This window comes from Parapedobacter sp. (genome assembly GCF_053550995.1).
In genome coordinates this window covers 1-12,783 of sequence record NZ_JBMQOC010000106.1, presented here as the reverse complement: position 1 = coordinate 12,783, position 12,783 = coordinate 1, and the positions used below count along the sequence as shown (strand labels likewise).

The window sequence follows — 12,783 nt, the reverse complement described above, 5'->3', positions numbered from 1 at the left end:
GATTACTTTTTAGCGGTCGGCACGGCGGGGCTTACCCAAAACTCATCTTCCCAGTCGTGGTTGCAGGCAGGGTGATTGTGGTGCTTCTCTACCAATGCTAGTTGCTCGGCGCTGGCTACTTTTTGTACCTCGTTGAAGAGTACCCGCTCCTCAAAGCGTATATGTCGATCTAGCTCTTCTTCTATGAGGTTCAACGACCGCCAAACCTCGGTGTCATCCGAAAACAGCCGCTTCAGGCGGCGATGTTCGCTGAGGGCCTTTTTTACGAGTTCGTTGTTGTCTCCTAGGATGGAGAAGATGTATTTTTCTTCGATAGCAAAATGGTCGACGAGGTGGGTTGTCCAAAACCAATCGATATACCGCTTGATACGTGAAACGTCGACGTTCCGTTTGAAACCCTCCTTGATTTTCCAGCATAGCAACAGACCGTGGTGGTGGTCGCGGCTTACCGCCTTGAGATGCGGGTCTCTCTTTAAGGGCTTGGCTTGGTTCGTCATCGTGGTGAAGTTAAGAATCCAACACTTGCTTTAGTACGATAGCCTGGTTGTGACGTTCGTCTTTTGCCGCGTACAATAAAGTTACCTGTTTTTTTTTGGCGATATCGCGCAACCTGTCGAGGTCAGCGGCCTTGGCAACAAGTTCTTCGCGGTATTGCACCGAAAACGCTGGGAAGCGTTCCGGCTGGTGGTCGAACCATTTGCGCAGTGCCTGTGAAGGTGCAATATCCTTGTTCCACTCGTCGAGTTGGGCAGCGTCCTTCCGTTGACCCCTGGGCCATAGCCGGTCTACCAATATGCGGTAGCCGTCTTCCTTGGAAGGCGTTTCATAGACGCGTTTTAGTTTGAACCCACTCATAAATTGTCAATGGTTGGTATACGGTGCTATAATAGGGGCTTGGCGGTGTTGTTTCGGTAGTATTCGATTTTGTAAAGAAACATTTCTGCCATCCGATTGCCCTGCCATTTAGCCCGCTCGGCCTTTTCGCCAACAAAATACGTGTCGACCGTTTCGGTGAAGAGTTTCATCCACCGGTCGAAATGGTCTTTTTGTACTGGCAGTTCGGCATGGGGCACGAAGGGGCTGCCGAAGTAGGTGTGGTCGCCCAGTAGCACGGTTTGCCAAAACCGATACATCTTTTCGAGGTGCTCCGGCCAACGGTCTTGGATAACATGGTTGAAAATGTCTTTCAAGAGGTTGTCTTCGCGCACTTTGTCGTAGAAGTTGTTTACCAACAACTTGATATCGTCGATATCCGATATGTCCTTTCTTTTTTCCATGCCAACACATTCGCCGTTAATGTACGGCTATTCTCCAATCTATTTTCCAAAGATACGAAAGCTTCCTATTTAAGACAAATTTGTCTTAAATAGGTTTGCCTCCAAACCTCATTTTATGTAATTACGTGTTTTTCGCAAAAACCTTTACCTTTGCACTTTGTTAATTACCGAAAAGCCATGTAATATCCCACCGCATCACCGTGTTGTGTTAGGTGCTCGATGAGTACTGAATGATTTTTATTTGCTTACTTTTATTTTTACTACATGGCAAGACAAGAGATTTTTGACACCGCTATACAACCCGAAACCGCTATTTTAGTAGGTATCATCCTGCCGCAGGACAGCGAGGAGAAGGAACAGGAGTACTTGGAGGAATTGGCATTTCTGGTCGATACGGCCGGCGGGATTGTGAAGGAGGTGTTTACCCAAAAGCTCCAACATCCCGACCGTGCCACGTTTGTTGGCTCGGGCAAGTTGGATGAGATAAAGGCCTACGTGGAGGCCGAGGAGATAGACATTGTTGTTTTTGACGACGAATTGACGCCTTCGCAGCTCCGCAACATCGAGAAAGAGTTGAAGGTGAAAATCCTCGACCGCAGCAACCTTATCCTCGATATATTCGCCCGCAGGGCCAAGACCGCCCAAGCGAAAACGCAGGTGGAACTGGCGCAATTGCAGTATCTGCTACCCCGGTTGACACGCATGTGGACGCACTTGGAACGCCAACGCGGTGGCATCGGTATGCGCGGACCGGGTGAGAGCCAGATTGAGAGCGACCGCCGGATGATCCTCAACAAGATTTCTTTATTGAAGGATCGGCTGAAAGCCATCGACAAGCAGGCTGAAACCCAGCGAAAAAACCGGGGCCAATTGATACGAGTGGCCTTGGTAGGTTATACGAACGTGGGCAAATCGACCATCATGAACATGATTTCGAAGTCGGATGTGTTTGCGGAAAATAAGCTTTTCGCCACATTGGATACGACGGTACGCAAGGTGGTCATCGGGAATTTGCCTTTTCTGCTATCCGATACGGTCGGTTTCATCCGTAAGCTGCCCCACCATTTGGTGGAGTGTTTCAAATCCACATTGGATGAAGTAAGGGAGGCGGATGTGTTGCTGCATGTGGTGGATATTTCACACCCGAGCTTTGAAGACCACATCCGCGCAGTGAACGAAACGCTGAAGGAACTGGGCGCGTTGGATAAGCCCGTGATTACGGTGTTTAACAAGATCGATGCGTACCGTGGCGAAGCGGTGGAACGAGTGGAGTCAGATAATGAAGCGGAGGAGGAAACGGAGCGTCGACCCGTTTCATTGGACGATTTTAAACGCAGTTGGATGGCCCGGCATAACAGTCCGGCTGTATTCATATCCGCTATAGACAAGACCAACGTGGATGAATTCCGGAAACTGCTGTATGATACCGTCGTTGATATGCATACGAAACGGTATCCGTATGACAACCTGCTTTATTAACCTGAGTTCGATTATTAGTTTACTCTGGCCATCTAAAACACAGAAAGACGCGACCGCAAAAAAAAACGGTTATGAACAAAAAAGTTGTTTTCAAGGATTGGGGGCTGGTCGATTACCAGGAAGCCTGGAACAGGCAGGAGGTGCTATTTGCCGAAGTGGTAGCGCAGAAGACGAAGAATAGGGTGGAAGGGATGGCGCTGCCCACCACCAATTACCTCATTTTTACGGAACACCCACATGTATATACCTTAGGTAAGAGCGGCAAATCCGAGAACCTGCTGTTGGATGAACGTGGGTTGCGGGAACGGCACGCCACGTTCTACAAGATAAACCGGGGTGGCGATATTACGTACCATGGGCCAGGACAGATCGTAGGTTATCCCATTTTAGACCTCGACAACTTCTTTACAGACATACACCTGTACCTACGTACGCTGGAAGAGGCGGTAATCCGTACGTTGGCCGATTACGGTATCGAGGCGGGCCGCTACCCGGGAAACACGGGGGTATGGCTGGATGCCGACAACCACCGGGCCCGGAAAATATGCGCGCTGGGCGTACGGGCAAGCCGGTGGGTAACCATGCATGGTTTCGCTTTTAACGTCAATGCCGGCTTGGATTATTTCAGCAATATCATACCCTGTGGCATAGACGACAAGGACGTGACTTCGATGCAACGCGAGTTGGGTGCGTTGCAGGATATTGAGGCCGTAAAAACGCGGTTAAAAAGCCATATTGCCGATTTATTCGGGATGGAGTTTTTATAATATAAGCTAATGTAATTTTACTGGTCTCCGTTCATGTAGTGGGGTAACCTCAAGTGGTTTATAAGGTTTTTGCAGCTGATCATTCACCTCTTTTAGTGCGCGACCACCTGTGCGGTGCGGTTGTAGACTCATCTGCTTGTTCAGCTGGGCTGCCATGTTGGGATCGATGATGGCCAACGCCGTTGCCACAAGGTGGTCTTCCGATGAACCCATGGGGACATAGGGGTAATTACTTTCGAGGACATCATATTGGGGCTTCAACCCCGCCTCGAAATCACCTTCAAGGTTGGCGTTCTTATATTTTCCGATAATGGGCTGGATTCCCCAATCTGTATCGTCGTTTGCTTTTAATCGTGGTGAAGAACTTTCAAAGGGTGAAGAAAATTCGTCCTTGCCAATGGTGGTACTGCCGATGTGGATGACATTACTGGGGCCTAGAAATGGTTTCAGGTTATTAATCAGCAATTCACTTGCCGACGCGGAATTATTGGTTGCCAAAATAAACACCCTACTTAGCCCTAGGTTGATTTGTGTCACGAGATCTTCGTTCTCATACCCGAATTGTTCGCCGTAAGTTTCCGTCACATCTTTAAAATTATTATTCATATCGTAGTGGATGAACGGACTGGTGATATCGAAATTTTTGTGGATCAATGCAGACAACAGGCTGGCTGCCACAACGTGCCCACCAAGATTATACCGTTCGTCTACAATCAACTCCGTCACGCCGGCATCTTTAAATGTTTTGAACACGTCAACGAGTTCCTGAAGTTGGTTGACTAGGAATCGGTTGTAGAAGAGGTAGGCTACCTTTGTTCCGTCTGATGTGGTGATGATGCTATCCAAAAGGATGGCATTCTCCTGAAAGTCTTCAACCGGTGTGAGGGAAACCGTTTCTCCACTAGTTAGTTCATCCCCGTCCAGTATCCCGTATTGGAGCGTAAATGGGTCGTTTCCGAACAGTGGGTCGGCATTGGTGATGGTATTTCCGGACACCTTCCAATCTTCGCCGTTTATGCCTACAAACATGTCTCCACGTTTCACCCCCTGAAGATCCGCAGGCGAGCCTTTATGGACATAACGTATGCTCAACACCACTTGGCCATACTCATTTTTAACAAAGTATATCCCCAAGCCTGTCGTCTTTATGATGCCCGATGATTGTTCTTTAAGTTCTGTGGCATTCTGAATCCATGAAAAACGGTCCGTTGGGCGATATAGAATATTTTCGAAAAAGTCCTGAGGGCGACTATTTAAGTTCAAGCTTCCCTCATTGGGTATTTCATTGTTCCAATAATAATAGTAGTTCATGGTGTCGAGAATCCACTGATTAATCTCGGCATTGGTCACCTCCCCTTGTGGTTCGGGCGTTGGTTCTTTCTTTTTACATGAAACAACCAGCAGTGAAGCAAACAGTACTATCGACAGAAAACCAGCCGTCGGACGTAAAAAGCGATCAAATATCATATGTACAGCGTATATCTATATTCAAACTTAGATAAAATATCTGATATGTGGTGAAGTATTGCGAGATTTCACTGGTAATCTGGGATGCCTCGTTCGAGAAAACCTGGGATAGCGACCATTTTGTTTTATAGGCTTATCCCGACCGGGACTGCCCCAACTTCATACACCGCCGTTTCGGTATATCGGCCCGCAATGACGATTTCTGTATCGCCACGATGCGGGTGGAAAAGTTGGTATACCAAGTCGGGGTCGTTATTGTCGCGGGAGAGGTGCGATAAGAACAGGTGGCTAAGCTTCGATGGTCGGTGGGTGGTGAAAAGCTCCAACGCCTCGGCATTTGAAAGGTGCCCGTAGCCACCCCGGATTCGGTTTTTGAGAAAAATAGGGTAGCGGCCCCGCATCAGCATATCCGCATCGTAGTTGGCTTCCAGAAATACCGCGTCGCACCGGCCGAAGAAATGGATGACCTGCTCGCATACCCTGCCGATGTCGGTAAAAACCCCGATGGTACAGCCCTCACCCTCAACAAGGAAGCTGTGGGGATCTGCCGCATCGTGGTATTTGCGGAAGGAGGTAATGGCCAAGTCGCCGACATCGACGCGTTGCATATCGGCAAGCGGATGCAGCAGGCGGTCGGGGATAGCCAGCTTGCAAGACCGCCGCGTGCCGTTGGTGAGAAAAACAGGTAACTGGTACTTGTTGGCAAGCACACTGAGCCCCTTCACGTGGTCGGAATGTTCATGCGATACAAAGATGGCCTTTACGTTTTGCAGCGATAGCCCCTGTTTGGCCATGCGCTTCTCAATCTGGCGACAGGAGATGCCCGCATCCACCAATATAGCCTCATTGCCATTGCCTACATAGTAGCAATTGCCATTGCTGCCTGATGCGATTGAACTGATGAAAAGAGGCATGGTGCAAAGTACGGTTAAAAAAGGAGGAAGTGCAACAAAAAAATGGACGGTATCCGATGGTTCGTCAGCACTCCGGCAAACTGAGCGGAATGTTGACCGCCAAGCCACCATCTGCCGTCTCTTTGTATTTGACGTTCATGTCTTGGGCGGTTTCCCACATGGTCCGCACCACGGCATCAAGGCTCACCTTTGCCTTGTTAGGGTTTGATTGCAACGCCAGTTGGGCTGCTGTGATGGCCTTGATGGCCCCCATGGTGTTGCGTTCAATGCATGGCACCTGTACCAAACCACCTATGGGATCGCAAGTGAGGCCGAGGTGGTGCTCCATGGCTATTTCGGCGGCCATCAGTACCTGTCGTTGCGACCCACCCAGGCATTCGGTAAGGGCACCGGCGGCCATGGCCGACGACACCCCGATTTCGGCTTGGCAGCCGCCCATGGCGGCGGAAATGGTAGCCCCTTTTTTGAAGATACTGCCTATCTCGGACGCCGTGGCAATAAACCGGATGATCTTATCTTCTTGCAGCCCATCATGGAACACAATGTAATACTGCAGTACCGCAGGAATGACCCCGGCGGCCCCGTTGGTCGGAGCCGTCACCACCCGGCCAAAGGAAGCATTCTCTTCGTTGACAGCCAATGCCCAGCAACTTACCCAGTCCAACGTGTATTGAAAATGGTCGCCCCCCGCCCGGATGGCCGCTACCCAGCTATGGTAATCAGTGTAGGGATGCCCCGCTACCAACTTTTTGTTGAGCCGGCAGGCACGCCGCTCCACCTGCAGTCCACCGGGTAGCATGCCGGTGGTATGGCATCCACGGTAGATGCAATCGCGTATGGTGGTGAATAGCTGGCGGATGCCGCGTACGGTTTCTTCTTCCGTGCGCCATGCCAGCTCATTTTCCAATACCAGTTCGGAGACCCTTAGACCGGTATTCATGCACCACACCAAGAGGTCATTGGCCGTCTGCACGGGGAACGCAAGGTCCAGCGGCTCATGTGCCCCACCATCATCGCCCTCTTGTACCACAAATCCGCCACCCACGGAATAGTAAGTCTCGCTCACCGCCGTCCCGTCATTGAGCAGCGCTTGGAAGGTCACGGCGTTGGGGTGGAGGGGGAGGCTTTCGCTGTATAGGAACAGCAAATCGTCCGCATACCGGAAGGGCACCTGGTGGGTGCCACCCAATAGCAGGCATTGCTGCTGCTTGATGTGGGTCACCTTTTTAGGTACATCGTCAATCGCGATGGTTACGGGGTCTGCGCCGCTCAAACCGAGTAACACCGCCACATCCGTGCCGTGACCAATACCCGTTTTGGCCAGCGAGCCGTAGAGCAAAATCTTGATAGCTTCGGTTTTTTCGAGCAATCCCCCGGTGGCTAAGCGCTGTGTAAAGCGCTGCGCCGCACGCCAGGGGCCTAAGGTATGTGAGCTCGATGGGCCAATGCCAATCTTAAACATATCGAAAACCGAAATCTGCTCCTTGATCATCATAATTTTGGACTAAAAACGCTGTTACAAAGATACCGCTTTATTTGTGCTTTGACAGCGATGCGTATGAATAGTGATACGTTCATCCCACAAGGGTGTTGCATTTTTCAATTTAACCCTTATCTTTGATTGAAATACAGGCAAATACCAATTGAATAACTGTTTCACTGATAACTCAAATTTTAAAAACCATGGACAATTATGGAAATTATGATGCCGTAGGCGGTGGCTTTTTCGCCGGTATGGGCATAGGCGTTATGCTGTTCTACCTAGCGATTATTGTGTTGTATATTGCCGGTCTCTGGAAAATGTTCGAGAAAGCGGGCAAGCCTGGCTGGGCAGCCCTCATTCCCATTTACAACATGATTATCATTGCGGAGATTGTGGGGAAACCCATATGGTGGGGTATTGTTGCCGCGTTGGTGCCTTGCGTCAATATCGTGTTCAGTATCTGGCTGATGAATTTACTGATGAAAAGTTTCGGTAAGGAAGTACCTCTGTGGACCGTGCTGACCCTGTTCTTCGGCTTCGTTACCATTCCGATTATTGGTTTCGGGAGTGACAGGTATATCGGACCAACGGCCGCGGAAGCCACGGGGGGCGATTCTTTCAGTAACTTGAAACGGGACCTCGATAATTTTAAAGATTCGATTGACGACAGGGACAAGCCGCAGAACCCGCCAGTATAGCATGGCCTATGCCAGCCGGTGGTTGTTGGTGGTGTGCAGCCTGGAGGGATTTTCCAGGATGCAGGAGTGGTTATTGCCCTGCCCGATCAAAATCGTGATCGGCATCGATTGTCCCGGTTGCGGGTTCCAGCGCTCATTATTGGCGTTGCTGCAGGGCCAATGGCAGGAAAGCTACAGGCTCTACCCACCCACCGTGCCATTGCTCATGCTCCTGCTGTACATCATATTGAAGAATACATTCCGTTTGGACCGGAGGGACACGGTGTTGAAGGTCCTTGCCGTCATGTGCGGATGGTTTGTACTGGGTGCGTACGTGATGAAATTGTGGCACGCCCCGCATCCATAGCCGGCCGTTTGGAAACATTTTATTTTTATCTTTACCGCGGACAATGACAATGAGATGAGTTATACCCGCGTGAGGTTCGGTTGTGTTGCTGTTTTTTTCTTGCTATTTATTGGTTCCGTAGGATATGGTGGGCCGGGCTCCCCTGGCGATAAGCTTCCCAAGCGGGAACTTCGAGGAGCATGGATTGCTACCGTGGTCAATATCGATTGGCCCTCGGCAAGCACCTTGAGCACGGCCCAGCAGAAGGAAGAGCTTATCCGGCACCTGGACAATCATCAGCGTGCCGGTATCAACGCTATCCTTTTGCAGATACGGCCATCCGCCGATGCGTTCTTTGCCAAAAGCAGCGAACCGTGGAGCCGTTTCCTGACGGGCAAACCCGGGCAGGCACCGGAACCGTTTTACGACCCCTTGGAGTTTGCAATCGACGAAGCCCATAAACGCGGTATGGAACTGCATGCATGGATTAACCCTTATCGAGCTACGTTCGACCTGGTTGCTGCCAACACGACAAGTGACCACATTACGCGCCGCAAGCCGGATTGGTTTTTTGTATATGGCGGAAAAAAACTCTTTAACCCCGGCATTCCCGAAGTTCGGGAATACATTGTAGGGATTGTGACGGATATCGTGCGGAATTACGACATCGATGGTGTCCACTTCGACGACTATTTCTACCCCTATCCGGTGAGCGGTAGGGCCTTACCCGATGCGGAAACATTCAGGAAATATCCAAACGGTTTTAAAAATATCGCCGATTGGCGGCGGAATAACGTGAACATGCTCATCCAGATGATTTCAGAGAGCATACACCGCGAAAAAAAATACATCAAATTCGGCGTGAGCCCCTTCGGTATTTGGGATAATAAGAAGGACCACCCGAAGGGTTCAGCATCATCGGGCCTTAGTGGGTACCGACAGTTGTATGCCGACGCGCTGAAGTGGTTGGAAGAAGGCTGGGTTGATTACATCAACCCACAGATTTATTTTCCTTTTGGCCACGCATCCGCCCCTTATGAAGTGTTGGCCGACTGGTGGGGAGAGCATGCAAACGGACGCCATTTGTACATCGGGCATGCGGCCTACCGGGCCGACGAGAATGGTGCCGGCTGGCGCGATCGCAGCCAAATCCCAAACCAGGTACGCTACGCACGGCAACACGCAGGTGCGCAAGGAAGCATTTATTACAGTGCCAAGCACATCACCAATAATGTGGTCGGCCTGCGCGACTCGCTGCAATATAACCTATATCGTTACAAATCGCTCCCCCCTACGATGCCCTGGTTAGATAGTATAGCGCCCGAACCACCTTTCGGCCTGTTGGCACAGGTAGCTGAAAATGGAACCTCGGTCATCTTGCAGTGGCAGCCGGGGGCACCTGCCGCCGATGGAGAAGCACCTTACGGATACGTGGTATACCGCTTCAACGAGGGCGAGCCGCTGGATGTGGAAAACCCACAGAATATCCTCCATATCACCTACGATCGTACCCAAACGCAGTACACGGATAACATGACGCGGAAGAAGGGGCACTACCGATACGTGGTGACCACCATTGACCGCCTCAAAAATGAAAGCCTACCCTCGAACACCCGTGAGCTATATATCGAATAAACACACTACTTGCCGTCACCGTACCGGAAAAAGGCGTTGACGGTAACTGGAAGCCGCCCCGAGGGGGTCAGCCTTTTCAGGATGACCTTTGCCGCCGCGCGTTGCATAACGTCGTCATTTTGGTAGCATACCAAGATGGATTTAGCCTGCTCGATGCCCGGTAACCCGGCGAGGCCGTAGGGGTTGGCAAAGATGCAGAAGATCGCATTCCGGTATGCCAATTCGTTGATGAAGAGTCGTACCGTACTGTTGAAGTTATAGGTGCTGCGGGGACGCGTGCGGTCATCGTGCAGGGCCACAATGACCTGACTGTATCGACGGAGTTCCGTTGCCACGGCAGCCACATCATCGGCCGTTGCGTTTGCCGATAGCACATAATGCATGTGGTTATCGAAACGCCATTCCAACATGCGCTGGAATTCCGATAATTCCGAGAGTCCAATGCTGATAATCGCTGTGCGGCGATTATAGTTGATCGCCCGGATCAGGCTATCACCTTGGAGTAACGTAACCGATGCATCCGCCAATCGCTGATTGAGGGTTTGTGTGCTTTGCCGGTTGAGATCGCGGTATAGGTTGGTGAGTTCGACCGGCTGGCGGTTGTTTAATCCGAGCCAGTATTTCGTTGCCAGTATTTTTTTGACCCGGGCATCGATATCTTGTTGTGCCAATCGCCCTTGTTTAATAGCTTGTAGTACCAGGTCTATGGCGCGCGCACTATTTTGCGAGAGCTCAAGCAGGTCGTTGCCGGCAATGATGGCCCGTACATCGGCCTCACCGTTTTGAAAGTGCTTTACCACTCCGTTCATATCCATTGCATCCGTAAACGTAAGCCCTTTGAATCCAAATCTTTCCTTGAGGATGCCGGTAATGATGTGTTTCGACAATGAGGAGGGCAGGTGGGGGGTATTGTCGAGACTAGGGATACTCATGTGTGCAACCATTACGCCCGAGGCGCCGGCCTTGATCAATTCCCGAAAGGGGTACATCTCCATTGAATCCAAATGCCCTGCCGTAAAGTTGAGCTGTGGTAGGTCGTAGTGCGAATCGACATCAGTGTCGCCGTGTCCCGGAAAATGCTTCAGCGACGTGACGATACCGCCATCCATCATGCCCCGCATGTAGGCCAATCCCTTGCTCGTTACATTGTATTTGTTCTCGCCGAATGACCGGTAATTGATGACCGGGTTGCGAGGGTTGTTGTTGATATCGACCACCGGTGCAAAATTCACATTCATCCCCAAGCGCTTGAAATCCCGCGCAACCTCGAGCCCCATCTGGTAAATCAATGCCTCGTTCTGTACCGCTCCCAGCGCCATCTGGTAGGGAAATGAGATGGTTGAATCTGCTAACCGCATGCCGAGCCCCCACTCGCCATCGAACGCCACAAGCAGGGGCACCTTAGAAAGCTGTTGATAGCGATTGATTACTTGGGCATGGCGGATAGGCCCGCCTTGGAAAAGCACAATGCCACCGAGTTGCTCCTGCTGAACGACGCCCGCTACCGAATCGATATAATGCTGGCCCAAATTACTGTGGGCCCGTACCATGAAAAGCTGCGCTACCTTATCCCGGTCGGTCAATGTTCGAAACACGGAGTCAACCCAAGCGTGTTCGCTATTGATGAAAGGGATGAACGCCTCACGCTGCTGGGCAACGGCACCAAAGCAAAGTGAAGCCACTAAAATGGATACGCAAACGGTCTTTTTTAGCATAATAGCTTAGCTTACAATAACAATACCGATAATGTAACATCGGAACTGCCTCCAATATTAAACATATTTTTTTGCATGTTAATGCGTGTTATCGGTTATTGTTGCGTTTTTTTGCGTCTTTACCCTTCTATTCCGTATTTGCCTTCAAGGATTTTAGCCAATTCTGCCGACTCATGGAGTTCGCCGCTAGCCTCCTTTTTCCAAAGTATTTCGATAATCAATAGCAGAAGCTGCGTTTCGAGCTCGGGGTTTTTGTAACCCAGTTCGGTAAAGGCCCGGTTGATTGCAGGGTGGACCGGCTTGATGAATAGCTCATGCTGTTGCTTTGAAAACCCGTGGTGCGATAGTCGTTCTTGCATTTTCCAGAATATCGGGTCTTCGTTCACCAGTTCTTTTGGAAGGTTAATCATGTTCTGAAGGAAACTCTTGGCATCGCGGTAGGTCATCATGCCCCGGTGATGTTGCAATACGCGTCTGTATCCAGATTTGATCAAATGGGACAACAAATTGTCCTTATTTCCGAAATGCTTGAAAATAAGCGCTTCGGATACACCGGCCTGCTGCGCAATGATTTTGGTTGAGGTGTCGATATAGCCCTTTTCAGCAAACAGCAAGAGGGCCTCCCTCATGATTTTCTCCTTTCTGCTCTCTGCCTTCTGTCTCATCGTAGTCCGTACAAAAATGAATTGCAAACTTAGATAAAATACCCCATAATAGTAAGCAATGGAAGTTTTTTGGCTAAGATGTGACACACCCCTGTTATTGGTATGTTGACTTCGCCCATGTAATAATATCTTTACATTTAAACGAACCGTATTTTATGTCATCTTATGCAAATAGATACTAACACAGTTACTAATACATGCAAGATCTTTATAAGAAGACCATCCTTTTATCCGTTGGCTTTTTTCTCACGGTATCGGCAATGGCCCAGCAGCCGCTGAAGGGTAGGGTAGTAGATAGCGCTGCCCATACCGGACTCGAAGGTGCCAACATCAGGTTGTTAACTGCCAAAGATTCGGT

13 protein-coding genes are annotated in these 12,783 nt (G+C 50.2%); 5 read left to right on the top strand and 8 right to left on the bottom strand.

Going from position 1 to position 12,783, the window contains the following annotated elements; translation table 11 throughout:
* Positions 1-2: 2 nt before the first annotated feature.
* Genes ACO1NT_RS14210 through ACO1NT_RS14200 form a run of 3 tightly spaced genes read right to left on the bottom strand, consistent with a single transcriptional unit; the run spans position 3 to position 1,277 of the window.
* A complete protein-coding gene (locus ACO1NT_RS14210; RefSeq protein ID WP_449049373.1) occupies positions 3-497 on the bottom strand; it encodes a hemerythrin domain-containing protein in 495 nt (164 codons plus the stop codon).
* 10 nt (positions 498-507) lie between these two features.
* Entirely contained in the window at positions 508-855 is a 348-nt protein-coding gene (locus tag ACO1NT_RS14205; RefSeq protein WP_449049372.1) for a DUF488 domain-containing protein, read from the bottom strand.
* Between the two features lie 26 nt (positions 856-881).
* The gene (locus ACO1NT_RS14200) at positions 882-1,277 is read right to left on the bottom strand and encodes a group III truncated hemoglobin (protein ID WP_449049371.1); all 396 of its coding nucleotides are present in this window, start codon (positions 1,275-1,277) and stop codon (positions 882-884) included.
* A 264-nt stretch (positions 1,278-1,541) separates the two neighbouring features.
* Between ACO1NT_RS14200 and hflX the strand changes: the two genes are divergently transcribed.
* Both hflX and lipB read left to right on the top strand, forming a co-directional pair.
* Positions 1,542-2,756, top strand: a complete 1,215-nt coding sequence (hflX, locus tag ACO1NT_RS14195) for a GTPase HflX (RefSeq protein ID WP_449049370.1) — start codon at positions 1,542-1,544, stop codon at positions 2,754-2,756.
* Positions 2,757-2,827: 71 nt separating this feature from the next.
* Entirely contained in the window at positions 2,828-3,523 is a 696-nt protein-coding gene (gene lipB, locus ACO1NT_RS14190) for a lipoyl(octanoyl) transferase LipB (protein WP_449049369.1), read from the top strand.
* A 6-nt stretch (positions 3,524-3,529) separates the two neighbouring features.
* Here lipB and ACO1NT_RS14185 read toward each other — a convergent pair whose 3' ends face one another.
* The 3 genes from ACO1NT_RS14185 to ACO1NT_RS14175 all read right to left on the bottom strand — a co-directional run bounded on the left by ACO1NT_RS14185 (position 3,530) and on the right by ACO1NT_RS14175 (position 7,396).
* Positions 3,530-4,990, bottom strand: a complete 1,461-nt coding sequence (locus ACO1NT_RS14185; protein WP_449049368.1) for a S41 family peptidase — start codon at positions 4,988-4,990, stop codon at positions 3,530-3,532.
* A gap of 125 nt (positions 4,991-5,115) precedes the next feature.
* Positions 5,116-5,904: an MBL fold metallo-hydrolase gene (locus tag ACO1NT_RS14180; RefSeq protein WP_449049367.1), complete on the bottom strand. Its 789-nt coding sequence runs from the start codon at positions 5,902-5,904 to the stop codon at positions 5,116-5,118.
* A gap of 64 nt (positions 5,905-5,968) precedes the next feature.
* Positions 5,969-7,396, bottom strand: a complete 1,428-nt coding sequence (locus ACO1NT_RS14175; protein ID WP_449049428.1) for an L-serine ammonia-lyase — start codon at positions 7,394-7,396, stop codon at positions 5,969-5,971.
* Between the two features lie 191 nt (positions 7,397-7,587).
* On the opposite strand from ACO1NT_RS14175, the gene ACO1NT_RS14170 reads away from it, so the two are divergent.
* Genes ACO1NT_RS14170 through ACO1NT_RS14160 form a run of 3 tightly spaced genes read left to right on the top strand, consistent with a single transcriptional unit; the run spans position 7,588 to position 10,045 of the window.
* Positions 7,588-8,085 (top strand): DUF5684 domain-containing protein, encoded by a 498-nt coding sequence (locus ACO1NT_RS14170; RefSeq protein WP_449049365.1) that lies wholly within the window; start codon positions 7,588-7,590, stop codon positions 8,083-8,085.
* A gap of 1 nt (position 8,086) precedes the next feature.
* On the top strand, positions 8,087-8,431 hold the full coding sequence (locus ACO1NT_RS14165) for a DUF2752 domain-containing protein (protein ID WP_449049364.1): 345 nt from the start codon (positions 8,087-8,089) through the stop codon (positions 8,429-8,431).
* 54 nt (positions 8,432-8,485) lie between these two features.
* The gene (locus tag ACO1NT_RS14160) at positions 8,486-10,045 is read left to right on the top strand and encodes a glycoside hydrolase family 10 protein (RefSeq protein ID WP_449049363.1); all 1,560 of its coding nucleotides are present in this window, start codon (positions 8,486-8,488) and stop codon (positions 10,043-10,045) included.
* A gap of 5 nt (positions 10,046-10,050) precedes the next feature.
* Here the strand turns inward: ACO1NT_RS14160 and ACO1NT_RS14155 are convergent, their stop codons facing one another.
* Together ACO1NT_RS14155 and ACO1NT_RS14150 are read right to left on the bottom strand one after the other, a co-directional pair.
* Positions 10,051-11,760, bottom strand: a complete 1,710-nt coding sequence (locus ACO1NT_RS14155; protein ID WP_449049362.1) for a glycoside hydrolase family 3 protein — start codon at positions 11,758-11,760, stop codon at positions 10,051-10,053.
* A 119-nt stretch (positions 11,761-11,879) separates the two neighbouring features.
* Positions 11,880-12,425 carry a TetR/AcrR family transcriptional regulator gene (locus ACO1NT_RS14150; RefSeq protein ID WP_449049360.1) on the bottom strand — a complete coding sequence of 182 codons (546 nt, stop codon included), beginning with the start codon at positions 12,423-12,425 and terminating at the stop codon, positions 11,880-11,882.
* Positions 12,426-12,783: the final 358 nt, after the last annotated feature.